The sequence below is a fragment of the Klebsiella sp. PCX genome (assembly GCF_021869705.1).
In the GTDB taxonomy this organism is placed as follows: Bacteria; Pseudomonadota; Gammaproteobacteria; order Enterobacterales; family Enterobacteriaceae; genus Klebsiella; species Klebsiella quasipneumoniae.
This window is the reverse complement of sequence record NZ_CP091527.1, coordinates 1,535,043-1,559,270: the sequence shown is the minus strand read 5'-3', so window position 1 is coordinate 1,559,270 and position 24,228 is coordinate 1,535,043. Positions and strand designations below refer to the sequence as shown.

The 24,228-nt window shown below is 58.8% G+C and carries 21 protein-coding genes and 1 pseudogene; 15 read left to right on the top strand and 7 right to left on the bottom strand.

What is annotated here, in order from left to right; genetic code table 11:
• Nucleotides 1–8: 8 nt before the first annotated feature.
• From kdpC to kdpE, 3 genes are read left to right on the top strand one after another with little or no spacing between them, the layout of a single operon-like run.
• Nucleotides 9–584 carry a potassium-transporting ATPase subunit KdpC gene (gene kdpC / locus GQR96_RS07255; RefSeq protein ID WP_004885963.1) on the top strand — a complete coding sequence of 192 codons (576 nt, stop codon included), beginning with the start codon at nucleotides 9–11 and terminating at the stop codon, nucleotides 582–584.
• Nucleotides 585–3,272: a two-component system sensor histidine kinase KdpD gene (gene kdpD / locus GQR96_RS07250; RefSeq protein WP_021312504.1), complete on the top strand. Its 2,688-nt coding sequence runs from the start codon at nucleotides 585–587 to the stop codon at nucleotides 3,270–3,272.
• Nucleotides 3,269–3,946 (top strand): two-component system response regulator KdpE, encoded by a 678-nt coding sequence (gene kdpE / locus GQR96_RS07245; protein ID WP_002894776.1) that lies wholly within the window; start codon nucleotides 3,269–3,271, stop codon nucleotides 3,944–3,946. Before kdpD ends, kdpE begins: the two co-directional genes overlap by 4 nt.
• On the opposite strand, the gene GQR96_RS07240 is transcribed toward kdpE, so the two are convergent.
• Genes GQR96_RS07240 through seqA form a run of 3 tightly spaced genes read right to left on the bottom strand, consistent with a single transcriptional unit; the run spans nucleotide 3,928 to nucleotide 6,641 of the window.
• On the bottom strand, nucleotides 3,928–4,365 hold the full coding sequence (locus tag GQR96_RS07240) for a hypothetical protein (protein ID WP_004885958.1): 438 nt from the start codon (nucleotides 4,363–4,365) through the stop codon (nucleotides 3,928–3,930). The genes kdpE and GQR96_RS07240 overlap by 19 nt on opposite strands.
• 54 nt (nucleotides 4,366–4,419) lie before the next feature.
• A complete protein-coding gene (gene pgm / locus GQR96_RS07235) occupies nucleotides 4,420–6,060 on the bottom strand; it encodes a phosphoglucomutase (alpha-D-glucose-1,6-bisphosphate-dependent) (protein ID WP_002894773.1) in 1,641 nt (546 codons plus the stop codon).
• A gap of 32 nt (nucleotides 6,061–6,092) precedes the next feature.
• Entirely contained in the window at nucleotides 6,093–6,641 is a 549-nt protein-coding gene (seqA, locus tag GQR96_RS07230; protein WP_017901421.1) for a replication initiation negative regulator SeqA, read from the bottom strand.
• Nucleotides 6,642–6,824: 183 nt separating this feature from the next.
• Here seqA and ybfF point away from each other — a divergent pair, with 183 nt between their 5' ends.
• The 8 genes from ybfF to GQR96_RS07190 all read left to right on the top strand — a co-directional run bounded on the left by ybfF (nucleotide 6,825) and on the right by GQR96_RS07190 (nucleotide 14,483).
• Complete coding sequence (ybfF, locus tag GQR96_RS07225) at nucleotides 6,825–7,598, top strand: esterase (RefSeq protein WP_032455726.1); 774 nt, start codon at nucleotides 6,825–6,827, stop codon at nucleotides 7,596–7,598.
• Between the two features lie 133 nt (nucleotides 7,599–7,731).
• Complete coding sequence (gene ybfE / locus GQR96_RS07220) at nucleotides 7,732–8,025, top strand: LexA regulated protein (RefSeq protein WP_004885954.1); 294 nt, start codon at nucleotides 7,732–7,734, stop codon at nucleotides 8,023–8,025.
• A 151-nt stretch (nucleotides 8,026–8,176) separates the two neighbouring features.
• Nucleotides 8,177–8,707 carry a flavodoxin FldA gene (fldA, locus tag GQR96_RS07215; RefSeq protein ID WP_002894765.1) on the top strand — a complete coding sequence of 177 codons (531 nt, stop codon included), beginning with the start codon at nucleotides 8,177–8,179 and terminating at the stop codon, nucleotides 8,705–8,707.
• Between the two features lie 291 nt (nucleotides 8,708–8,998).
• On the top strand, nucleotides 8,999–9,451 hold the full coding sequence (gene fur, locus GQR96_RS07210; protein ID WP_004885952.1) for a ferric iron uptake transcriptional regulator: 453 nt from the start codon (nucleotides 8,999–9,001) through the stop codon (nucleotides 9,449–9,451).
• A 127-nt stretch (nucleotides 9,452–9,578) separates the two neighbouring features.
• The gene (gene tcuR / locus GQR96_RS07205; protein ID WP_004885949.1) at nucleotides 9,579–10,505 is read left to right on the top strand and encodes a tricarballylate utilization LysR family transcriptional regulator TcuR; all 927 of its coding nucleotides are present in this window, start codon (nucleotides 9,579–9,581) and stop codon (nucleotides 10,503–10,505) included.
• A 97-nt stretch (nucleotides 10,506–10,602) separates the two neighbouring features.
• Nucleotides 10,603–12,006 (top strand): FAD-dependent tricarballylate dehydrogenase TcuA, encoded by a 1,404-nt coding sequence (gene tcuA / locus GQR96_RS07200; protein WP_017901423.1) that lies wholly within the window; start codon nucleotides 10,603–10,605, stop codon nucleotides 12,004–12,006.
• On the top strand, nucleotides 11,993–13,132 hold the full coding sequence (gene tcuB, locus GQR96_RS07195; protein ID WP_004885947.1) for a tricarballylate utilization 4Fe-4S protein TcuB: 1,140 nt from the start codon (nucleotides 11,993–11,995) through the stop codon (nucleotides 13,130–13,132). Before tcuA ends, tcuB begins: the two co-directional genes overlap by 14 nt.
• 55 nt (nucleotides 13,133–13,187) lie before the next feature.
• Nucleotides 13,188–14,483, top strand: coding sequence for an MFS transporter (locus GQR96_RS07190; RefSeq protein ID WP_065904972.1), 1,296 nt, complete (start codon nucleotides 13,188–13,190; stop codon nucleotides 14,481–14,483).
• Between the two features lie 51 nt (nucleotides 14,484–14,534).
• On the opposite strand, the gene chiQ is transcribed toward GQR96_RS07190, so the two are convergent.
• Nucleotides 14,535–14,867, bottom strand: a complete 333-nt coding sequence (gene chiQ, locus GQR96_RS07185) for a ChiQ/YbfN family lipoprotein (RefSeq protein WP_065904975.1) — start codon at nucleotides 14,865–14,867, stop codon at nucleotides 14,535–14,537.
• A gap of 47 nt (nucleotides 14,868–14,914) precedes the next feature.
• Complete coding sequence (gene chiP, locus GQR96_RS07180) at nucleotides 14,915–16,318, bottom strand: chitoporin ChiP (protein ID WP_017901425.1); 1,404 nt, start codon at nucleotides 16,316–16,318, stop codon at nucleotides 14,915–14,917.
• Nucleotides 16,319–16,391: 73 nt separating this feature from the next.
• On the opposite strand from chiP, the pseudogene GQR96_RS07175 reads away from it, so the two are divergent.
• Nucleotides 16,392–16,700, top strand: a pseudogene (locus GQR96_RS07175) (methionine synthase).
• A gap of 54 nt (nucleotides 16,701–16,754) precedes the next feature.
• Here GQR96_RS07175 and glnS read toward each other — a convergent pair.
• Nucleotides 16,755–18,422 carry a glutamine--tRNA ligase gene (gene glnS, locus GQR96_RS07170; RefSeq protein ID WP_004885933.1) on the bottom strand — a complete coding sequence of 556 codons (1,668 nt, stop codon included), beginning with the start codon at nucleotides 18,420–18,422 and terminating at the stop codon, nucleotides 16,755–16,757.
• 178 nt (nucleotides 18,423–18,600) lie between these two features.
• On the bottom strand, nucleotides 18,601–20,556 hold the full coding sequence (gene nagE, locus GQR96_RS07165; protein ID WP_065904979.1) for a PTS N-acetyl glucosamine transporter subunit IIABC: 1,956 nt from the start codon (nucleotides 20,554–20,556) through the stop codon (nucleotides 18,601–18,603).
• 315 nt (nucleotides 20,557–20,871) lie between these two features.
• On the opposite strand from nagE, the gene nagB reads away from it, so the two are divergent.
• The 3 genes from nagB to GQR96_RS07150 all read left to right on the top strand — a co-directional run bounded on the left by nagB (nucleotide 20,872) and on the right by GQR96_RS07150 (nucleotide 24,163).
• Nucleotides 20,872–21,672, top strand: a complete 801-nt coding sequence (gene nagB, locus GQR96_RS07160) for a glucosamine-6-phosphate deaminase (protein WP_002894749.1) — start codon at nucleotides 20,872–20,874, stop codon at nucleotides 21,670–21,672.
• A gap of 113 nt (nucleotides 21,673–21,785) precedes the next feature.
• A complete protein-coding gene (nagA, locus tag GQR96_RS07155; RefSeq protein WP_004885928.1) occupies nucleotides 21,786–22,934 on the top strand; it encodes an N-acetylglucosamine-6-phosphate deacetylase in 1,149 nt (382 codons plus the stop codon).
• A gap of 8 nt (nucleotides 22,935–22,942) precedes the next feature.
• The gene (locus GQR96_RS07150; RefSeq protein WP_004885919.1) at nucleotides 22,943–24,163 is read left to right on the top strand and encodes a DNA-binding transcriptional regulator NagC; all 1,221 of its coding nucleotides are present in this window, start codon (nucleotides 22,943–22,945) and stop codon (nucleotides 24,161–24,163) included.
• Nucleotides 24,164–24,228: the final 65 nt, after the last annotated feature.

Sequence of the window (24,228 nt, the reverse complement as noted above, 5' to 3'; positions counted from 1 at the left end):
AACAAACTATGTCATTGATTCGTCCAGCACTTGTGCTATTTATTCTGTTAACCCTGCTCACCGGCGGCGTTTATCCTCTGCTGACCACCAGCTTGGGGCAGTGGTGGTTTAACTCACAGGCCAACGGCTCGCTGATCCGCATGAACGGCGAGGTGCGCGGCTCGGCGCTGATTGGCCAGAACTTTACCGCCGCAGGCTATTTCCAGGGTCGCCCGTCAGCCACCGCGGAGACAGCGGATAACCCGATGGCCTCTGGCGGCAGCAACCTCGCCGCCAGCAACCCGGCGCTGGATAAGGCGGTGAGCGAGCGGGTGCAGGCCCTGCGCGCCGCAAACCCGGATGCTGACCCGCGTGTGCCGGTCGAACTGGTCACCACCTCGGCGAGCGGTCTCGATAACAACCTGACCCCGGCCGCCGCGCTGTGGCAGGCGCCGCGGGTGGCCAAAGCGCGCCAGCTGAGCGTCGACCAGGTGACCGCGCTGGTTAACCAGGCCACACAAAAGCCGCTGCTGAGCTTCCTTGGCCAGCCGGTGGTCAATATACTGCAACTCAATATGGCGCTGGATGCCCTGAAGGATAAGTAAATGAGTGACGAGCCGCTGCGTCCGGACCCTGACCGCCTGCTGCAGCACACCGCCGCCCCGCATCGCGGCAAACTAAAAGTGTTCTTCGGCGCCTGCGCCGGGGTGGGGAAAACCTGGGCGATGCTGGCGGAAGCGCAGCGGCTCCGGGCGCAGGGGTTGGATATTCTGATTGGCGTGGCGGAGACCCACGGCCGGAAAGAGACCGCCGCGATGCTGCAGGGCCTGAGCACCCTGCCGCCGCGGCGGCTCGCCCACCGCGGGCGCTACGTGTATGAGTTCGATCTCGACGCCGCCCTCGCCCGCCGTCCGGCGCTGATTCTGGTGGATGAGCTGGCGCACAGTAATGCCCCCGGCTCCCGCCATCCAAAGCGCTGGCAGGATGTGGACGAACTGCTGGAGGCCGGGATTGACGTCTTCACCACCGTTAACGTCCAGCATCTGGAAAGTCTGAATGACGTCGTCAGCGGGATCACCGGCGTGCAGGTGCGAGAGACCGTCCCCGATCCCTTCTTTGACGCCGCGGACGACGTGGTGCTGGTGGACCTGCCCCCTGACGATCTGCGCCAGCGGCTCAATGAGGGCAAAGTCTATATCGGTGGCCAGGCCGAGCGCGCTATCGAGAACTTTTTCCGCAAAGGGAACCTGATTGCGCTGCGTGAACTGGCCCTGCGCCGCACCGCCGATCGCGTCGATGAGCAGATGCGCGCCTGGCGCGACCGCCAGGGCCAGGAGAAAGTCTGGCACACCCGCGACGCGATCCTGCTCTGTATCGGGCACAACACCGGCAGCGAAAAGCTGGTGCGTACCGCCGCCCGCCTCGCCGCCCGTCTGGGCAGCGTCTGGCATGCGGTGTATGTCGAAACGCCTTCCCTGCACCGCCTGCCGGAGTCCCGGCGGCGGGCCATCCTCGCCGCGCTGCGTCTGGCCCAGGAGCTGGGCGCCGAAACCGCCACCCTCTCCGACCCGTCGGAAGAGAAAGCGGTCCTCCATTACGCCCGCGAACACAACCTTGGGAAAATTGTTATCGGCCGCCAGAGCAAGCGCCGCTGGTGGGATCGCAGCGGCTTCGCCGATCGTCTGGCTCGCCACGCGCCGGACCTCGATCTGGTGGTCATCGCTCTGGATGAAAAGCCCTTCCCCCTTCAGGCGCGCGCCAGCGACAGCCGTCCGGCGCTGGAGAAATGGCGGCTACAGCTGCAGGGCTGCGCGGTGGCGGTGGCGCTGTGCGCCATCATTACCCTGGTGGCCATGCAGTGGCTGATGGCCTTCGAAGCCGCTAACCTGGTGATGCTCTATCTGCTGGGGGTGGTGATCATCGCTCTGCTCTACGGCCGCTGGCCGTCGGTCCTGGCGACGGTGATTAACGTTATCAGCTTCGATCTCTTTTTTGTCGCCCCGCGCGGCACGCTGGCGGTGTCCGATGTCCAGTATCTGCTCACCTTCGGCGTGATGCTCACCGTGGGCCTGCTTATCGGTAACCTCACCGCCGGCGTGCGCTACCAGGCGCGGGTGGCGCGCTACCGCGAGCGGCGTACCCGCCATCTGTATGAGATGTCCAAAGCGCTGGCGGTGGGTCGTAGCCAGCAGGATATCGCCACCACCAGCGAGCGGTTTATCGCCTCCACCTTTCAGGCCCGCAGCCAGCTGCTGCTCCCGGACGCCCAGGGGAAACTGCTGCCCTTAACCCACCAGCCCGGGCTGACGCCGTGGGATGACGCCATCGCCCGCTGGAGCTTTGATAAGGGTCAACCCGCCGGCGCTGGCACCGATACCCTGCCCGGCGTGCCGTATCAGATCCTGCCCCTGAAGAGCGCCGCCCGCACCTGGGGCCTGCTGGTGGTGGAGCCGGCGAATCTGCGCCAGCTGATGATCCCGGAGCAGCAGCGGCTGCTGGAGACCTTCACCCTGTTGGTGGCCAGCGCCCTGGAGCGTCTCACCCTGACCGCCAGCGAAGAGCAGGCCCGACTAACTAGCGAGCGCGAAAGCCTGCGTAACTCGCTGCTCGCCGCCCTGTCGCACGATCTGCGTACCCCGCTGACCGTGCTGTTTGGCCAGGCGGAAATCCTGACCCTCGATCTGGCCAGCGAGGGCTCGAAGCATGCCCCGCAGGCCAACGAAATCCGCCAGCATGTGCTCAACACCACCAGGCTGGTGAACAACCTGCTGGATATGGCGCGGATCCAGTCCGGCGGCTTTAACCTCCACAAGGAGTGGCTGACGCTGGAGGAGGTGGTCGGCAGCGCGCTGCGCATGCTCGAACCGAGCCTCGGCGGCCAGCACGTTCAACTGGATTTACCCGATCCGCTGCAGCTGGTGCATGTTGACGGGCCGCTGTTCGAGCGGGTGCTGATCAATCTGCTGGAGAATGCCCATAAGTATGCCGGCGCCCGGGCGGACATCGGTATTCGCGCCGAAGCGGACGCCCGGCAGCTGTCGCTGGAAGTATGGGATAATGGTCCAGGGATCCCGGCGGGCCAGGAACAGGCTATCTTTGATAAATTCGCCCGCGGCAACAAAGAATCGGCGATCCCCGGCGTCGGGCTGGGCCTTGCCATCTGTCAGGCCATCGTCGACGTCCACGGCGGGACCATCTCCGCCAGCAACCGGCCAGAGGGCGGCGCCTCATTCCGTGTTACACTGCCGGGAGAAACGCCCCCTGAACTGGAAGAGCTATCTGAGGAATTGTGATTAACGTTCTGATTATCGAAGACGAACACGCTATCCGTCGATTTCTGCGCACCGCGCTGGAAGCCGACGGCATGCGCGTATTTGAAGCGGAAACCCTGCAGCGCGGGCTGATCGAAGCCGCCACCCGTAAGCCCGACCTCGCGATCCTCGATCTCGGCCTGCCGGATGGTGATGGCATTGATTTTATTCGCGACCTGCGCCAGTGGAGTCAGATGCCGATTATCGTCCTGTCAGCGCGTAGCGAAGAGCATGACAAAATTGCCGCCCTGGATGCCGGCGCCGATGACTACTTAAGTAAACCCTTTGGCATCGGCGAGCTGCAGGCCCGCCTGCGCGTCGCGCTGCGTCGCCACGGCGCGGCGCAGGCCGACGAGCCGGTGGTGCGCTTCGCCGACCTGGAGGTCAATATCCCCGCCCGCCGCATCCTGCGCGGCAGCGAAGAGATCCACCTGACGCCCATCGAGTTTCGCCTGCTGGCGGCGCTATTGAATAATCCCGGCAAAGTGCTTACCCAGCGCCAGCTGCTGAATCAGGTGTGGGGCCCTAACGCCGTGGAGCACAGCCATTATCTGCGGATCTATATGGGTCACCTGCGGCAAAAGCTGGAGGCCGATCCGGCGCGCCCGCAGCATCTGCTGACCGAAACCGGGATTGGCTATCGCTTTATGCCCTGAGCCCCGCCTCTGCAGTACCAGAGGCTGGTGATCTTCAGCCCTTCAGAGAGCAGCAGGAAGCCTGCCAGGATCGCTAAATGCCTGACGCCGGCGGCCTGAATCAGCCACAGACCCAAAGAAAGCGAAGGCTGCATAAACACCAGCCTGAGCGGCGCCTGCCCCCAGGCCAGCCACAGCCCATAGCGGCTCTGACGGAAAAAGAGGATCATCGACAACGGGATGCTGATAATCAGCAGCACATTTAGCGGATAGAGCCAGACCGCCGCAGAGCCCCAGGTGTGCAGCAGCTGGAGATAAGCCAGCAGGTCGTCGTAAAAAGGGAGTCGGCGGTGGGCAATATTCCACCATAAGAATTGCAGGACGAAAAAGAGATCCATCCACGCCCAGAACAAAAACAGGGACTTCCGTTGTATTTTCATCGCTATCCTTGCGAAAAAAATCAGGCCCGCAAGGGGCCTGATGATCGTGCGCCGTTAAGCGTTCTTCAGCACTTCACTGACAATCTCTACCGCTTCTTTTTCAATCAGCTTGCGATGTTCTTCGCCGAGGAAGCTTTCGCAGTAGATCTTGTAGGCGTCTTCGGTGCCTGACGGGCGTGCCGCAAACCAGCCGTTGTCGGTCATTACTTTCAGGCCGCCAATCGCCGCCCCGTTGCCCGGCGCCGCGGTCAGACGAGCGGTGATCGGATCCCCCGCCAGGGTGTCAGCGCTGACCATTTCCGGCGACAGCTTAGACAGCGCCGCTTTCTGCGCGGAGGTCGCGGAAGCCTGCAGACGGTTGTAGCTCGGCGCGCCGAAGCGTTCCGCCAGCTCGTTATAGTGCTCCTGCGGGTTTTTCCCGGTCACTGCGGTGATTTCCGCCGCCAGCAGGCACATGATGATGCCGTCTTTATCGGTGGACCACGGCGTGCCGTCGAAGCGCAGGAAGGAGGCCCCGGCGCTCTCTTCGCCGCCGAAGCCGAAGCTGCCGTCGAACAGGCCGTCAACGAACCACTTAAAGCCCACCGGCACTTCCACCAGCTTGCGGCCCAGATCGTTCACCACGCGGTCAATCATCGCCGAGGAGACCAGGGTTTTACCGACCGCTACCTCTTTACCCCACTGCGGACGATGCTGGAACAGGTAGTTAATCGCCACCGCCAGGTAGTGGTTCGGATTCATCAGCCCGGCAGGGGTGACAATCCCGTGACGGTCGTAATCCGGGTCATTGGCAAATGCCAGATCGAACTTATCGCGCAGCGCCAGCAGGCCCGCCATCGCACATTCCGAGGAGCAGTCCATGCGGATGGCGCCGTCTTTATCGAGGTGCATAAAGCGGAAGGTCTGGTCCACCTGGTCGTTCACAATGGTCAGATTGAGCTTGTAGTGCTCGCCAATGCGCTTCCAGTATTCGATACCGGAACCGCCCAGCGGATCGACGCCCAGCGTCAGGCCCGCTTTCTGGATCGCCGCCATGTCGACGATGTCCGCCAGGCCTTCAATGAACGGCTGCACCAGATCCTGCTCTTTGACGTGGCCGGAAGCCAGCGCCGCGTCCAGAGAAATGCGTTTCACACCCTGCAGGCCAGCGGCCAGCAGTTCGTTGGCACGGTTTTCCACCACTTTGGTGACGTTGGTATCAGCCGGACCGCCGTTTGGCGGGTTGTACTTGATACCGCCATCTTCCGGCGGGTTGTGTGACGGGGTGATCACAATGCCGTCCGCCAGCGGACCGCCTTTTTTGTTATGCACCAGAATCGCGTTGGAGACCGCCGGCGTCGGGGTGAAGCCGTTGTTTTCCTGAACGATAACGTCAACGCCGTTGGCGGTTAACACTTCCAGCACCGAAATAAACGCCGGCTCGGACAGGGCGTGAGTATCTTTACCAACATAGCACGGACCGGTGATCCCGTTCTTCGCACGATCTTCCGCAATAGCCTGGGCGATGGCCAGGATATGCGGTTCGTTGAAGTTGTGACGCGCCGCGCTGCCGCGATGGCCGGAGGTGCCGAATTTGACCGCATGCTCCGCATTACCGACTTCAGGCTTCAGCACGTAGTACTGAGCAGTCAGTTGGGCGACGTTAATCAAATCACTCTGTTGCGCAGGCTGCCCCGCACGTTTATCGATTGCCATTGCCTGATCCTTCTGGTGCAAATGTTAAAAAGCTAGATCGTGCCGCAAACCTTTTCAATCAGCTCCGCAGGGAACTGCATCGACTGCATGATGTGCTCAATCATGCTGCATTTACGGCCGGTATTGGTATTGGTGATCACCCACCACGGTGTACCAGGAACCTGTTTCGGTTTGGTCTGATTACCGCTTTTCAGCAGCGTACGCGCATCTTCCGCGAAGTAAACGCGCGTGCGGCCGTGCAGAGACTCAGTGGCCTCGGCAAATGCTTTACTGTCCAGGGAATAGAGGGTGGTCAACACCAGCATAAAACGGTTCACCGCGCGCTTCTGCTCGGCGTATTCATCAGATAACAGCATCTCGCGCATGGCGCGGACTTTATCTTTCACCGGGTTAGCGGGTTTCACCTCAGCGGCAGGCGTGGGCGCCAGCGTCGGCGCGGCTTTGCTGACCGGTGTAGCCGGTTGGGAAACGGCGGAAAATTTCAGCATACGCCGTAAAATGTCGGATGCGCTCTCGCCGATATGCAGAGTGTGGCTGGCAATATAGCGGTAGAGTTCATCATCAACTTCAATTGTTTTCATCTTAATCCAGTGCGATATCTTTTCTGAATACAAATCGTTGGGATTATAAGTACAAATCCCAACCGCGGATAGCGTCAAACCAGGATGGCGGTAAAACTCAGAAAACTTCTGGGTCTTGCAGCCGGATGGCAGAATGTCCAACATAATACCCTAACCCGACGGAGCGAAAAAAAGAACTTTGCCATGAAATTAAATAGCCGAGCGCAATCTGCACAGAATCCGCACAACCACTCCCCGATCGTGCTGGTCCATGGTCTGTTTGGCAGCCTGGACAACCTGGGCATCCTCGCCCGCGACCTGATCGCCGACCACGATATTCTGCAGGTCGATATGCGCAACCACGGTTTGTCGCCGCGGTCGCCAGAGATGACCTACCCCGCGATGGCGCAGGATCTGCTCGACACGCTCGATGCACATCAGATTGAACGGGCCACCTTTATCGGCCATTCGATGGGCGGCAAAGCGGTGATGGCGTTGACCGCCCTGGCCCCGGAGCGCATCAGCGGTCTGGTGGCTATTGATATCGCGCCGGTGGATTATCACGTTCGCCGCCATGATGAGATCTTCGCCGCTATTCGCGCCGTCAGCGAATCCGCCGCCAGCACTCGCCAGCAGGCGGCGCAGGTGATGCGCGAGCATCTGCAGGAAGAGGGCGTGATTCAGTTCCTGCTGAAATCTTTCGTCGACGGCGACTGGCGCTTCAACGTCCCGGTGCTGTGGGACCAGTACCCGCATATCGTCGGCTGGGAAACCATCCCGGCCTGGCCGCACCCAACGCAGTTTATTCCCGGCGGCAACTCCCCCTATGTGACCGACGCCTACCGCGACGCGCTGCTGGCCCAGTTCCCGCAGGCTCGGGCCCACGTCATCGCCGGCGCCGGACATTGGGTCCATGCCGAGAAACCCGAGGCGGTGTTGCGCGCGATCCGCCGCTATCTGACGAGCATAGCCGCCTGATTGGCTAAAATATGCCCGACCGCGCCGCAGAATGCCCGCGGTCGTTGGCGCAGCCGTTCGCCTGATGTATGATGGCGCGCTATCTGCGCCGGCTAGAGCCCGGCAGCTTGTTTCCCCGAAGTCACTCAGAATCATGGCAAAAGAACAAACGGACCGTACGACATTAGATTTGTTCGCAAACGAGCGTCGCCCGGGAAGACCGAAAACCAATCCGCTGTCGCGCGATGAACAACTGCGCATCAACAAACGTAATCAGCTGAAACGCGATAAAGTGCGCGGGCTGAAGCGCGTGGAGCTAAAGCTCAACGCCGACGCGGTCGATGCGCTTAACGAACTGGCGGAAGCGCGTAATATGAGCCGCAGCGATCTCATTGAAGAGATGCTGATGACGCAATTAACTGCCCTGCGCAGCCAGGGAAAACTCTAACTTTCCGCGAAAAATCCGCATTCATGTAGCAGAGTGTGCAGTCGGGCGTGATTGCTGTTTCCGCGCCCTTGCCTGTTCTGCTATGATTGCCGTTATCTGTGGGCATCGCGTCCCTACCACATCATTTAAGTTTCAAGAGGTTATTTTACTCATGGCAATCATCGGCATCTTTTTTGGCAGCGACACCGGCAACACCGAAAATATTGCAAAAATGATTCAAAAGCAGCTTGGTAAAGATGTTGCTGATGTTCACGACATTGCCAAAAGCAGCAAAGAAGATCTGGAAGCCCACGACATCCTGCTGCTCGGCATCCCGACCTGGTACTACGGTGAAGCGCAGTGTGACTGGGACGACTTCTTCCCGACGCTGGAAGAGATCGACTTTAACGGCAAACTGGTGGCGCTGTTCGGCTGCGGCGACCAGGAAGACTACGCAGAGTACTTCTGCGATGCGCTGGGCACCATCCGCGACATCATTGAGCCACGCGGCGCGACCATCGTTGGCCACTGGCCGACTGCCGGCTATCACTTCGAGGCCTCTAAAGGCCTGGCGGATGACGACCACTTCGTCGGCCTCGCCATTGATGAAGACCGCCAGCCGGAGCTGACCAACGAGCGCGTTGAGAAGTGGGTGAAGCAGGTGGCCGAAGAGCTGCACCTCGAAGAAATCAAAAACGCCTGATGATTAAGCGGCGCAATCATTGAGTTGCGTCGCATTAATAGACAAAAGCAATCAAACTAATAGCTACAAGTTTTTAACTTTTAATCACATATCTGTACAATGTCCTCTGATTCTACGAGGCACGTGACGCAGTTTGTAGCTGGTGCCTCGTTTTTGACAGCAAACCAGGCCCGATACTTGCAGTTTTCATTTACCAGTGGCAGTTCTATAATGAGACGCATTACGTCGGGTTAATTTCTGTATGACTTCCGTTGAAGGAAGTAGATCGTTTAGCAACAGGACAGATTCCGCATGACTGACAACAATACCGCATTAAAGAAGGCTGGCCTGAAAGTCACACTTCCTCGACTGAAAATCCTTGAAGTGCTGCAGGAACCGGATAACCATCATGTCAGTGCGGAAGACTTATATAAACGCCTGATCGACATGGGCGAAGAGATTGGTCTGGCGACCGTTTACCGCGTCCTCAACCAGTTTGATGACGCCGGTATCGTGACTCGTCATAATTTTGAAGGCGGTAAATCCGTTTTCGAACTGACTCAGCAGCATCACCACGATCACCTGATCTGCCTCGACTGCGGCAAAGTGATCGAATTCAGTGATGACTCTATCGAAGCACGCCAGCGTGAAATCGCGTCCCGTCACGGCATCCGCCTGACCAACCACAGTCTGTATCTGTACGGTCACTGTGCGGAAGGTGATTGCCGCGAGGACGAACACGCCCACGACGCGGTGGAAAAGTAATTCCCCGCTTCGCCTGCTCTGAAAAGCCAACCTGCCGGTTGGCTTTTTTATGGGCGCTTCTGCCGCGCTTCCCGCTCACGTCCCGGCGGCGCCCCTCGCGAGTCCCCGCTTTGTCCGGAGAGTTGATATGGAACTTCGCCAGCTACGCTATTTTACGCGCATTGTTGAAACCGGCAGCATGGGCCGCGCCGCGCTCGATCTGAATATCGGCGTCTCGGCGCTCAGCCAGCAGATCGCGCGTCTGGAAAATGAGCTGGCCATTCGCCTCCTGCAGCGGACCTCCCGCGGCGTGACGCCCACCAGCGCGGGCCTCGCTTTCTACTCACAGGCGCAGCTGGCGCTGCGTCATGCCGATGATGCCATCCTCGCCGCCCGCGAGGCGCGGCTGTCGGGCCACGTCAGCGTCGGCATGGCCCCCAGTACCGCCTCCGTTCTTGGCGTTCCGTTCATCAACGCGATGCGCGAGAGCTACCCCGACGTCCGCCTGCACCTGGTGGAAAGCCTCTCCGGGAATCTGGAGCGGATGATCAACACCCGCCAGCTGGATTTAGCCATCGTCTTCCAGCAGGAGAAGATCCTGCGCTGGAGCGCCAGACCGGTGCTCGAAGAGCGCCTGTTCCTGATTGGCACCCATGCGCTGTTGGCCTCGCTGCCGGATGACCCTGTTTCCCCTGACCAGCTCACCACCCTGCCGCTGATTATGCCAAGCCAGGGCCACGGCCTGCGCGGCAGGCTGGAGGCGGTTTGCCAGCAGCACAACCTCAGCGTTGAGGTGGTGGCGGACATTGACGGTCTGGCCCTGCTGATGCAGGCCGTGCGCAGCGGGCTGGGCGCCACCCTGCAGCCCGGGGCCGCCATTTCCCATCTCGACCATCAGGCGCTGAGGGTGATCGGCATCGCTAATCCGGTCCTCAGCCGCCCCAACTTTCTGGTCAGCCTGTCGGATGATGAGCTCACCCCGGCAGGCCTTGCGGCAAGGGTAATACTGAGCAAAGTCATGCGCCAGCTGGTGGAGTCCGATCGCTGGCCAGGTGCTACCCTTTACGTTAACTAAACCCCTCTTTAGCGCTACGCCATAGCGCCCTGCCGCCGTTACCGCCTACATTCCCATTACAAATTTAACAATTAATTAAATTACAAGGGAACCGATGATGGTGGATGTACTGGTCATTGGCGGCGGCAATGCCGCGCTATGCGCCGCCTTAACCGCCCGGGAAGCCGGCGCCTCGGTGCTGCTGCTGGAGGCGGCGCCGCGGGAGTGGCGAGGCGGCAACTCGCAGCACACGCGTAACCTGCGCTGTATGCACGATGCGCCACAGGACGTGCTGGTCGACAGCTACCCGGAAGAGGAGTACTGGCAGGATCTGCTGCGCGTCACCGAAGGGAACACCAACGAAGCGCTGGCCCGGCTGGTGATCCGCACCTCATCCCAGTGCCGGGACTGGATGCGCCAGCACGGGGTTAACTTTCAGCCGCCGCTCTCCGGCGCCCTGCACGTGGCCCGCACCAACGCCTTTTTTATGGGCGGCGGCAAAGCGCTGGTCAATGCCTATTACCGCAGCGCAGAGCAAATGGGGGTGCAGATCCGCTACAACACGCCGGTACAGGCCCTGGAACTGCGCAACGGTGAATTTGTCGCCGCGCTGGCGGGCGAGGAACGGATTGTCGCGAAAAGCTGCGTTCTCGCCGCCGGCGGATTTGAATCCAACCGCGAGTGGCTGCGCGAGGCCTGGGGGCAAAATGACCGCGGCGAATGGCCCGCCGATAACTTTCTCATCCGCGGCACACGCTTCAACCAGGGGGTGCTGCTCAAGTTTATGATCGACGCCGGGGCCGATATCATCGGCGATCCTTCTCAGTCCCACTGCGTCGCCATTGACGCCCGGGCGCCGCTCTATGACGGCGGGATCTGCACCCGCGTCGACTGCGTTTCGCTGGGGGTGGTGGTCAACCGCGATGCCGTGCGCTTTTATGATGAAGGGGAAGATTTCTGGCCTAAACGCTACGCCATCTGGGGCCGACTGGTCGCCCACCAGCCCGGACAGATCGGCTACTCGATCATCGACAGCAAAGCCATCGGCCACTTTATGCCCCCGGTCTTTCCCGGCGCTCAGGCCAATACCATCGCGGAACTGGCCCGCCAGCTGGGGCTGGACGGCGAACGCTTAGCGCAAACCATCGCCGACTATAATGCCGCCTGCGCGCCGGGTCAGTTCGATCACACCCGCCTGGATAACTGCGCGACCTCCGGCCTCACCCCGGCGAAAACTCACTGGGCGCGCCCCATCGATACGCCGCCTTACTACGGCTACGCCCTGCGTCCGGGGATCACCTTCACCTACCTTGGGCTATACGTCGACGACACCGCCGCCGTCCATTTCGCCGGTCAACCCAGCCGTAATCTGTTCGTCGCCGGGGAAATGATGGCTGGCAACGTGCTGGGCAAGGGCTACACCGCCGGCGTTGGGATGTCGATCGGCACCACCTTCGGCCGTATCGCCGGCCAGCAAGCCGCCCGGGCGGCGCAGCAGGAGAAACACCATGAAGTCGCTTGAAAAGCTGATCATTGACGCGCAGATCATCACCGAACCGGAAGCGGAAGTCGAACGGGTGATGCAGGTGTGTAACGCCTGCCGCTACTGCGAAGGGTTTTGCGCCGTCTTCCCGGCGATGACCCAGCGCCTGGCCTTTGGCAAGGCGGATATCAACTATCTGGCTAACCTGTGCCATAACTGCGGCGCTTGCCTGCACGCCTGCCAGTACGCACCACCGCACGAGTTCGCCATTAACGTGCCGAAGGCGATGGCCGAAGTCCGGCTCGAGACCTATCAACACTACGCCCAGCCCGCCGCCTTTGGCAGCCTGTACCGCCGGGCCGGCATGACCACCGTGCTGGCGCTGGTCGGCGGCCTGATTATCTTTCTGCTGCTGGCGATGGGGCTCAAAGGCTCGCTGCTTCATCCGCCGCTGGCAGGCGACTTCTACCAGATATTCCCCCATAACCTGCTGGCGTGGATGTTTGGCTCGGTCTTTGTGCTGGCGATTGGCTTACTGATGACCGGGGTGATCCGCTTCTGGCGCGAGATCTCCCCTGGCCAGCCGCAACCGATTGATATCGCAAAGGCATCCCATGATGCGCTGACGCTGAAATATCTCGACGGCGGGCACGGGAAAGGCTGCAACGAAGCCGATGACGCCTTCACCCTGCTGCGCCGCCGATTCCACCACTGCACCTTCTACGGTTTTATGCTCTGCTTCGCCGCCACCGTGGTGGCCACGGGCTATCACTATATCGCCGGCCGGGAAGCCCCCTACCCGTTCTTCAGCCTGCCGGTGCTGCTCGGCACCCTCGGCGGCATCGGCCTGCTGGTCGGCCCGGCGGGCCTGCTGTGGCTGAACCTGCGCCGCTCGCCGCTGCACGGCGACGCGCGGCAGAAGCCGATGGATCGCGGATTTATTCTGCTGCTGCTGCTGACCAGCTTCACTGGCCTGGCGCTGTTGGCGGGGCGGGATACCTCGTGGATGGGCATCCTGCTCGCCATCCACCTCGGGGTGGTGATGGCCCTGTTCTTAACCCTGCCGTATGGAAAATTTGCCCACGGATTTTATCGCTGTGCGGCGTTACTCAAGTGGGCGATTGAGAAACGCCGCGGAAAACAGGTGGGCGTCGCCGGCGACTGACCTACCCCCTCTGCACCCGATAACAACAAGATAAAGACAATGGAGAGCCCCCCCTATGACCCAACAACCCACCCGCGCCGGCACCGTCGGCGCTATCCTCCGCGTGACCAGCGGTAATTTTCTCGAACAGTTCGACTTCTTCCTGTTTGGCTTTTACGCCACCTATATCGCCCGCACCTTCTTTCCGGCGGAGAGCGAGTTCGCGGCGCTGATGCTCACCTTTGCGGTATTTGGCTCGGGCTTCCTGATGCGTCCCATCGGCGCGGTGGTGCTCGGCGCCTATATCGACAGAATCGGTCGCCGCAAAGGGCTGATGGTCACCCTGGCGATCATGGGCTGCGGGACGCTACTCATCGCCCTGGTCCCTGGCTATCAGACTATCGGTGTGCTGGCGCCGATCCTCGTGTTAGTGGGCCGTCTGCTGCAGGGGTTCTCGGCGGGCGTCGAGCTTGGCGGAGTGTCGGTCTATCTCTCTGAAATCGCCACGCCGGGCAATAAAGGCTTCTATACCAGCTGGCAGTCCGCCAGCCAGCAGGTGGCTATCATCATGGCGGCGCTGATCGGCTATGCGCTGAACGCCACGCTGGAACATGAGGAGATCGCCGCCTGGGGCTGGCGCATCCCCTTCTTTATTGGCTGCCTGATCATTCCGCTGATTTTCGTGCTGCGCCGCTCGCTGCAGGAAACCGAGGAATTCCTGCAGCGTAAACATCGCCCGGATACCAAAGAGATCCTGACCACCATCGCCAGGAACTGGCGCATTATTACCGCGGGGACCCTGCTGGTGGCGATGACCACCACCACGTTTTACTTTATTACCGTCTATACGCCCACCTACGGCAGAGCGGTGCTGCACCTCAGCGCCCGCGACAGTCTGCTGGTAACCATGCTGGTGGGCATCTCCAACTTTATCTGGTTGCCGATTGGCGGAGCCATCTCTGACCGGATCGGTCGTCGCCCGGTGCTGATGGGGGTCACCGTGCTGGCGCTGCTCACCACCTGGCCGGTGATGCACTGGCTTACCGCCGCGCCGGATTTCACCCGCATGACGCTGGTCCTGCTGTGGTTCTCGTTCTTCTTTGGCATGTATAACGGCGCGATGGTGGCGGCGCTCACCGAAGTGATGCCGGTTTATGTCCGCACCGTGGGCTTTTCGTTGGCCTTCAGCCTCGCCACCGCTATCTTCGGCGGCCTGACGCCGGCTATCTCCACTGCCCTGGTCGAGCTTACCGGCGATAAAAGCGCGCCGGGATGGTGGCTAATGTGCGCTGCGCTGTGCGGCTTCATTGCCACCGCGCTGCTGTTTGTGCGCCTGAGTCGCGGCTATCAGCCGGCGGAGAGTCAGCGCTAAAAAAGCAAACGGGCGGAGATATGCTCCGCCCGTTTGCCGCTGCCGTCTGGCTTAATGGGGCGAATTATTGCTGCGGATCTCTTTCCAGATCTGGTCGCAGCGCGCTTTTACCGCCTGATCGTTGCCGGTGCGGGTAGCCTGGATACACTGTTGGTAATCCAGCACTCGGACGCTCTCCTGGTTAGCAAACTGCTGGTGCTGTTTATCCTCTTTCAGAACATTCAGTACGCTCTGGCAGGCTTCAATCTTGTCCGGATTGCCTTCCGCCGTATTAATACAAGCGCTATAGGCATCTTTCAGTTTGGTGTCTTCTTTCGGAGCCGGGGACGTGGTGCAGGCCACCAGAGCCGATGCCATCATGGCAATAAGCAGCATTTTTTTCATTGTCGTTCTCCCAGAGGTGCGGCAGGCTCATGCCCGCCGCGCAGGCATTAGAAAATGGTGAACGGGGCGATAACCATGAACTTCACGTCGCGCTCATCCTGGAAGATGTTGCCGTAGCCGCCGCTCCAGCTCGGAATATCGGAATGGTTGTCGTACTGGGTAAAGTGCAGTTTAAACAGCGTGCCCTTCGCCCGGCCTTCCTGCACGGTATACATGGCATCGAGGCTATAGGCCGACTCTTTCAGGCGATAGTCAGGGTCATAGTACGCATCCGGAGAAGCCATTCTGCCAGGCTTCGCATCCCAGGCGTACACATAAGACGCGCCAAACGCCCAGCCCGGCATATCCCAGTTTTTCATGTCATACATCGCGCCGAAGAAGACCGCTTTTTCACCGTTGGCATTGAAGTCGGAACGGTTATCCCACCAGATATCGAGACGACCGTTGGAGGAGGCGTAGGTCGGGGTCATACGCTGCAGGAAGTAGCCCTGCTGGCCATCGGCCTTCACCCAGGTCCCTTCCAGACGCAGATCCAGCACATCCGCTACTTTATAGCCAAAGGTTAACGCCTGCAGCCATGCGGTGCCGTCATAGATGTCGTTGACCCCGCCGTTGCTGACCTTATCGCGAGTGCCGTAGAACTGGTAGCTGGTGCTCAACGGCGCGCCGGCGACGTCAAATTTGTAGCTGGCTTTAGCAAAGTACTGATCGATATAGCCCTGAGCCTGACCAAATGCCGCCTCCAGCACCAGGTCGTTTTTGAAATCATATTTGGCGCCGATGGAGTGAAGATAATCAACTTTGGTCTTCTTATCGTTCTGGTAGAAATCATCCATTTCGATATGCCATGGCGCTTTATACTCGTTCGTCCACATGTAGGAGAAACTTAACGCGCCCGCGGTGCCATAGTCGAAGTTGGCCCCGGCTTCCGCCCCCTGATAGGTCCCCGGCATGAAGCTCCAGTGCGGCGCCAGCAGGGTCTGACCGGTTGGCTGGATGTAGCCCGCGCGCGCCCACGCCGGACCGTATTTGAATTTCGCGGCGGCTTTATACAGGCTGATGCCGCTCTTATCGCCGGAGTAGTCTTCGTCATAGGCTTTGTTGCGCGACGAGAAGGCGATTTCGTTCGGGTGGCCGCTGTCGCCGTTCTCCGCCATTTCAATCGCGGTAAACGCCGCAATATCAAGGCCAAACATATCGGCGGCATAGCCGGACTGGAAGTCCAGGTTGGCGTTCCAGGTGGAGTGGGAAAGGTTGGTTTTGTATTTATCGCCGTCGGTCACATCTTTACGGTCACGCTCACGCTGCCAGTAATAGATACCGCCGGTTAAAGTAGAATCATCGATAAAGCCTGCTGCGCTGGCCTGCGGAATCACAACCCAGCCCGACATCGCGGTGACGGCGGCAATAGCCAGCGCCAGCGTACTACGTTTGCCACTAAACGTACGCATGTGCATATCCTCTTTGACGTTTTAAAAGGCGAAGACCAGAGGTCATTCGCTAAAAAATAAATAAAACTGCAAAATGTGGGGCGGCGAAAAAGGCCGCGAAACCACTGTAGATAGACTATTTTTCGTGACGCGAATTATCAATGTTTTTCGTGAGGCAAAGCTTAAGATTATGACAAAGCGCACATAATTTATGTCGTTTTGTTACAGTCTTATCTCTGATGATTTTGTCATGGAAGTCATTGCTAAATCAGGGAAAAATGCGAAGGCTGAAAGCGATTACATTGGTTTTTTATATGAGACAGGAAATATCAGAAGCGTTATTTATTTCCGGAGCGAAACAGAATTAATTCGCTTCGCGAAAATAAAAAGAGTAATTGGCTGATTCTGAAACAAAAAAAGCGCCGCAGAGTGCGGCGCTTTGACGGTAGGGAAAATGTTATTCGCCCGCTTTCGCCCAGGTATCGCGCAGACCGACGGTGCGGTTAAACACCAGACTGGTTGCGGTTGCATAGCGGCTGTCGAGGCAGAAGTAACCTTCACGCTCAAACTGGTAAGCTTTACCGGCTTCCGCCTGCGCCAGGCTCGGCTCCGCGTAACCCTGTTTGATCACCAGCGATTCCGGATTGATCACCGCGAGGAAATCCTCCGCTGCACCCGGGTTTGGTACGCTGAACAGGCGATCGTAGAGACGGATCTCTACCGGCAGCGCATGCGCCGCGCTCACCCAGTGGATCACGCCTTTGACCTTGCGGCCGTCAGCCGGATCTTTGCTCAGGGTGTCGGCATCGTAGGTGCAGAAGATAGTAGTGATATTGCCTTCGGCATCTTTCTCCACGCGTTCCGCTTTGATGACGTAGGCGTTGCGCAGACGCACTTCTTTGCCCAGCACCAGACGCTTGTACTGCTTGTTGGCTTCTTCACGGAAGTCCGCGCGGTCGATCCAGATTTCCGCGCTGAACGGCACTTCGCGGCTGCCCATCTCCGGCTTGTTCGGATGGTTCGGCATCGCCACCATTTCGCTTTCGCCCTGCGGGTAGTTCTCGATAACCAGTTTCACCGGATCGATCACCGCCATCGCGCGCGGCGCGTTTTCATTGAGATCTTCGCGAATGCAGGACTCCAGCGACGCCATCTCAATGGTGTTGTCCTGCTTGGTCACGCCGATACGCTTGCAGAATTCGCGGATGGATTCGGCGGTGTAGCCGCGACGACGCAGACCGGAGATGGTCGGCATCCGCGGATCGTCCCAGCCTTCCACGTGCTTCTCAGTCACCAGCTGGTTCAGCTTACGCTTGGACATCACGGTGTATTCGAGATTCAGGCGCGAGAATTCGTACTGGCGCGGGTGAACCGGGATGCTGATGTTGTCCAGCACCCAGTCATACAGACGACGGTTGTCCTGGAACTCCAGGGTACACAGCGAGTGGGTAATGCCTTCCAGCGCATCGCTGATGCAGTGGGTGAAGTCGTACATCGGGTAGATGCACCACTTGTTGCCGGTCTGATGATGCTCAGCGAACTTAATGCGGTACAGCACCGGATCGCGCATCACGATGAACGGCGACGCCATATCGATCTTCGCGCGCAGGCAGGCCTTGCCCTCTTCGAAGCCGCCGCTGCGCATTTTTTCGAACAGCGCCAGGTTTTCTTCCACGCTGCGGTCGCGATACGGGCTGTTTTTACCCGGCGCTTTCAGGGTGCCGCGGTATTCGCGGATCTCATCAGGAGAGAGTTCATCAACGTAGGCCAGGCCTTTGTTAATCAGCTCAACCGCATACTGATGCAGCTGATCAAAGTAATCAGACGAGTAGCAAACGTCCCCGGACCAGTGGAAACCTAACCACTGCACGTCGTTTTTAATCGACTCCACGTATTCGATATCTTCTTTCACCGGGTTGGTGTCATCGAAACGCAGGTTGCATTGGCCCTGATAATCCTGGGCGATGCCGAAGTTCAGGCAGATGGATTTCGCATGGCCAATGTGCAGATAACCGTTCGGCTCCGGCGGGAAGCGGGTGTGAACGGTGGTGTGCTTACCGGTAGCCAGATCTTCATCAATGATCTGACGGATAAAGTTAGTCGGGCGGGCTTCTGCCTCACTCATCACGGGTTCCTCAAAGCGTAAACAACGTATAACGGCACATGATCTTACAAGCAGGGCGTAGTGACAACTATTAGTTACGTAAAATAGGTATCAGAAGAGGATTATGGGGCCGATTGCTGGAAAAAAAAGCGGCGAAGGTTTCCCTTCGCCGCTGAGGCATAAACTCGACTCAGGAGCCTTACTTGCCTTTAATCTCATACAGCGGCGTCTGGCCGGCTACGACCTTACCGCTCGCCAGTATCACCAGCGCGCTGTAGTCATCGCTATTGCTGCAGACTACCGGGCTAATCATCGAGCGCGCGTTGGCGTTGAGGAAGTCCAGATCCATTTCCAGAATCGGCTCGCCCGCCTTCACGTCCGTGCCCTCTTCAACCAGACGTTTGAAGCCCTTGCCTTCCAGCGCCACGGTGTCGATACCCATGTGGACGACGATTTCCGCACCGTTGTTGGTTTCGAGGCAAAACGCGTGGTTAGTGTTGAAAATTTTCACCACAGTACCCGCCGCTGGCGCGACAACGATGTTGCTGGTCGGTTTCACCGCGATACCGTCGCCGACGGCTTTGCTGGCGAAGGCTTCGTCCGGCACCTGTTCGAGCGCCACCACGTCACCGGTAATCGGCGAAACCAGCGACTCAACGGTCTTCGCGTTCGCTACCGCCTGCGGTTTAGCCGCTGGCGCTGCGGTGGCGACGTTGCCAGCCGGTGCGGTTGCCGCTGCCGCTACCGGGCCGCGGGTAACCACTTTTTTCATCTCATCGCCGATAGACTCTGCCTTCGCGCCGACGATTACCTGGATGGTTTGCTTATTCAGTTTCACCACCCCGGATGCGCCGAGACGTTTACAGGCGGCGTCGTTCACTTTCGCCGAATCGCTCACGGTCAGACGCAGACGGGTGATACAGGCGTCAATCGCTTTCAGGTTGTCCGTTCCGCCCACCGCGGCGATATAGCTGGTCGCCAGCTGGGTCAGGCCTTCTTCAGTGTTGCTGTTAGCTTCTTCCGTTACCACGTCAGCGGCTTTGTCTTCACGACCCGGTGTTTTCAGGTTGAACATGCGGATCACCGCGCTGAACAGCAGGAAGTAGACGAAGAAGAAGACCACGCCCATCACCAGCAGCATCCAGACGTTTTTGCTGGCGGCCGGCAGGCTGTACATCAGCACGTAGTCAATGGCGCCGGCGGAGAAGGAGAAGCCCGCATGAATGCCCAGCGCCGTTGCGATGAACAGACTGATACCGGTCAGTACCGCGTGCAGGAGGTACAGCAGCGGAGCCAGGAACATGAACAGGAATTCCAGCGGCTCGGTTACCCCGGTCAGGAACGCGGTGATGGCAACAGACAGCAGCATACCGCCCACCATTGGACGACGCGCTTTCGGAGCGGCCAGATACATCGCCAGCGCCGCGCCCGGCAGACCAAACATCATGATTGGGAAGAAGCCGGACATGAACATCCCCGCGGTGCCGTCGCCGGCGTAGAAGCGGTTGATGTCGCCGTGGAACACGGCGCCTGCGGCGTTAGTAAACTCACCAATCTGGAACCAGGCGATGGTGTTCAGCACCTGATGCAGGCCGGTCGGGATCAGCAGACGGTTGATAAAACCGAAGATACCGGAACCCAATGCCCCTGCGGAAACGATCCACTCGCCGCCCGCATGGATAGCGTGCTGCACCGGCGGCCAGACGTAGCCGAAGATCGCCGCGAGAATCAGACAGAAGAAGCCGGTGGCGATCGGCACGAAGCGTTTGCCGCCGAAGAAGCTCAGGAAGTCCGGCAGCTTGATGCCGGCCCAGCGGTTGTACACCGCCCCTGCTACCAGACCGGTAATGATACCGGCCAGTACGCCCATGTTAATTTCCGGATTGATGGTGACCATCGCTTTGGTCATCACGAAATAACCTACTGCCCCGGCCAGCGCCGCAGAACCGGCGTTATCCTTGGACCAGCTTGACGCCACACCGATAGCAAAGATCAGCGCCAGGTTGTCGAAGATAGCCCCACCCGCTTGCGCGATGAAGGGTACATTCAACAGGTCTGGTTGCCCGAAACGCAGCAGCAATGCTGCGACCGGCAGCACTGCGATAGGGAGCTGTAACGCCCTACCCAGCCGCTGAAAGAAACCTAAAATATTCATCTTATTCCCCCTATGAGACCCCGATGAGGCTCATTTTCAAAGCCACTTTTTTATTGTGTAACAAGGTCGGTTTTATCACTTACCGGCAAAGTGTGTGAAAAATTAATTCGTATCGCAAATTAAACGGGTATTTTTTGTGATAATTATCACCAAATATCGTATTTCCCCCTCCCTTACACTGGCTAACATCGAAAACTTATTTTATCATTCAAAAAATCAACACGGATTGACCCCGGTCGGCGCAGTTGCTGCAATACTCTCCTCAGAGTGCTGGCGCCAATCCGCCAGAATCTACTTTAACTATAGAGGTGAAGAATGAGACTGATCCCCCTGGTAACCGCTGAGCAGGTCGGTAAATGGGCTGCCCGCCATATCGTTAACCGCATTAATGCATTTAAACCAACCGCGGACCGTCCGTTCGTCCTGGGACTGCCGACCGGCGGCACCCCACTCACCGCCTACAAGGCGCTGGTTGAAATGCATAAAGCAGGCCAGGTTAGCTTCAAACACGTCGTCACCTTCAACATGGATGAATACGTTGGCCTGCCGAAAGAGCATCCGGAAAGCTATCATAGCTTCATGCACCGTAATTTCTTTGACCACGTTGATATTCCGGCAGAAAATATCAACTTGCTGAATGGTAACGCGCCGGACATCGATGCGGAATGCCGTCGCTATGAAGAAAAAATTCGTTCCTACGGTAAAATCCACCTGTTCATGGGCGGCGTGGGCAACGATGGTCACATCGCGTTTAACGAACCGGCCTCCTCTCTGGCGTCTCGTACCCGTATTAAGACCCTGACCCATGAAACCCGCGTGGCGAACTCCCGCTTCTTCGACGGCGACGTGGATCTGGTGCCGAAATATGCGCTAACCGTCGGCGTGGGCACCCTGCTGGATGCAGAAGAGGTAATGATTCTGGTGCTGGGCCATCAGAAAGCGCTGGCGCTGCAGGCGGCGGTAGAAGGTAACGTCAACCACATGTGGACCATTACCTGTCTGCAGCTGCATCCGAAGGCGGTGATCGTCTGTGACGAACCGTCTACCATGGAGCTGAAAGTGAAGACACTGAAATATTTCAACGAATTAGAAGCTGAAAATATTAAAGGTCTGTAATGTAGTCGTGTCCCGCGATTTGCGCGGGACCATCTTTTTCTTTGTATGCATCATCATGCCGGCGGCAAACGAACGTACCCGGGCCTGATGAGGCGTATATACCGGGGGTCGTAATGTATGCATTAACCCAGGGCCGGGTTTATACCGGTCATGAAATTCTTGATGACCATGCGGTTGTTATCGCTAATGGCCTTATCGAACGTCTTTGTCCGCTGGCAGATTTGCCGTCTGACATCGAGCAGCGCTCAGTCAACGGCGCCATCCTCGCCCCCGGTTTTATCGACGTCCAGCTCAACGGCTGCGGCGGCGTGCAGTTTAACGACAGCCCTGACGCGGTCACTGTCGACACGCTGGAGATCATGCAGAAGGCCAACGAACGCTCAGGCTGCACCAGCTTCCTGCCGACGCTGATTACCTCCAGCGACGATCTGATGAAGCAAGGCGTGCGCGTGATGCGCGAATACCTGCAAAAGCACCCGAACCAGGCGCTGGGTCTGCATCTTGAAGGACCGTGGCTGAATATCGTCAAGAAAGGCACCCACAACCCGGACTATGTGCGTAAACCGGACGCGGCGCTGGTCGATTTCCTGTGCGACAACGCCGATGTGATCACCAAAGTAACCCTCGCCCCTGAGCGCGTTGAGCCGGAAGTGATCCGCAAACTGGTCGCCGCCGGGATCGTCGTCTCCGCGGGCCACTCCAACGCCACGCTGAAAGAGGCGAAAGTGGGCTTCCGCGCAGGCATTACCTTCGCCACCCACCTGTATAATGCAATGCCGTACATTACTGGCCGCGAACCGGGTCTGGCCGGGGCGATTTTTGACGAGCCGGATGTCTACTGCGGTATTATTGTCGACGGGATGCACGTCGATTACGCCAACGTGCGCAACGCCAAGCGCCTGAAAGGCGACAAACTGTGCCTGGTCACCGACGCCACCGCGCCGGCGGGGGCGAATATTGACCAGTTCATTTTTGCCGGGAAAACAATATACTACCGCAACGGGCTGTGCGTAGATGAAAACGGCACCCTCAGCGGATCTTCCCTGACCATGATTGAAGGGGTGCGTAATCTGGTTGAGCATTGCGGTGTGGCGCTGGACGAAGTATTGCGCATGGCGACGCTCTATCCCGCGCGCGCCATTGGTGTGGACAAGCAGCTCGGCAGTATTGCGCCGGGTATGGTCGCTAACCTGACCGCCTTTACACGCGATTATAAAATCACCAAGACCATCGTTAATGGTAACGAGGTCGTCACTGAGTAAGTAAAAGTATGACAGCAGGCGGACAAGCTCAAATTGGTAACGTTGACCTCGTAAAACAACTGAACAGCGCGGCCGTGTACCGCCTGATTGACCAGCATGGGCCTATCTCGCGCATTCAGATCGCGGAACAAAGCCAGCTTGCCCCTGCCAGCGTGACCAAAATCACGCGTCAGCTTATTGAGCGCGGCCTGATCAAAGAAGTCGATCAGCAGGCCTCCACCGGGGGGCGCCGCGCCATCTCCATCATTGCGGAGACGCGCAACTTCAACGCCATTGGCGTGCGCCTTGGCCGCTATGACGCCACTCTCACCCTCTATGATTTAAGCAGCAAGACCCTGGAAGAGGAGCATTTCCCGCTGCCCGAGCGCACCCAGGAAACGCTGGAACACGCCCTGCTGAATATCATCGCCACTTTTATTGAAAACTGTCAGCGCAAAATTCGCGAGCTGATCGCCATCTCGGTGATCCTGCCGGGGCTGGTGGATCCGGAAAGCGGGGTGATCCGCTATATGCCGCACATTGCGGTGGAAAACTGGGGCCTGGTCGGGGCGCTGGAAAAACGCTTCAACGTTACCTGCTTTGTCGGACACGATATCCGCAGCCTGGCGCTGGCCGAGCACTATTTTGGCGCAAGCCAGGATTGCGAAGACTCCATTCTGGTGCGCGTGCACCGCGGCACCGGGGCAGGGATCATCTCCAACGGACGCATTTTTATCGGCCGTAACGGCAACGTCGGCGAAATCGGCCATATTCAGGTCGACCCGCTGGGCGAGCGCTGCCACTGCGGCAACTTTGGCTGTCTGGAGACCGTCGCAGCTAATGCCGCCATCGAACATCGCGTTCGCCACCTGCTGGAGCAGGGCTATCAGAGCCGTCTGACCCTCGATGACTGCACGATCAAAACCATCTGCAAAGCGGCCAACAAAGGCGATGCCCTGGCCTGCGAAGTGGTCGAGTACGTAGGGCGTCACCTCGGAAAAACGATCGCCATCGCCATCAACCTGTTCAATCCACAAAAAATCGTCATCGCCGGCGAAATTGTGGAAGCCGAGAAAGTGCTGCTCCCGGCCATTGAGGGCTGCATTAACGCCCAGGCGCTGAAGGCGTTTCGTAAGAACCTGCCGGTGGTGCGCTCCACCCTCGATCATCGCTCAGCGATTGGCGCCTTCGCGCTGGTCAAACGCGCCATGCTCAATGGCACGCTGCTGCAGCGCTTGCTTGAGAGCTAACCGCCCCTTTATTGATAAGCGCGTCGCTCTGTCGTTGGCGGGCATCGCCCGTCAGAGGTGTGAAA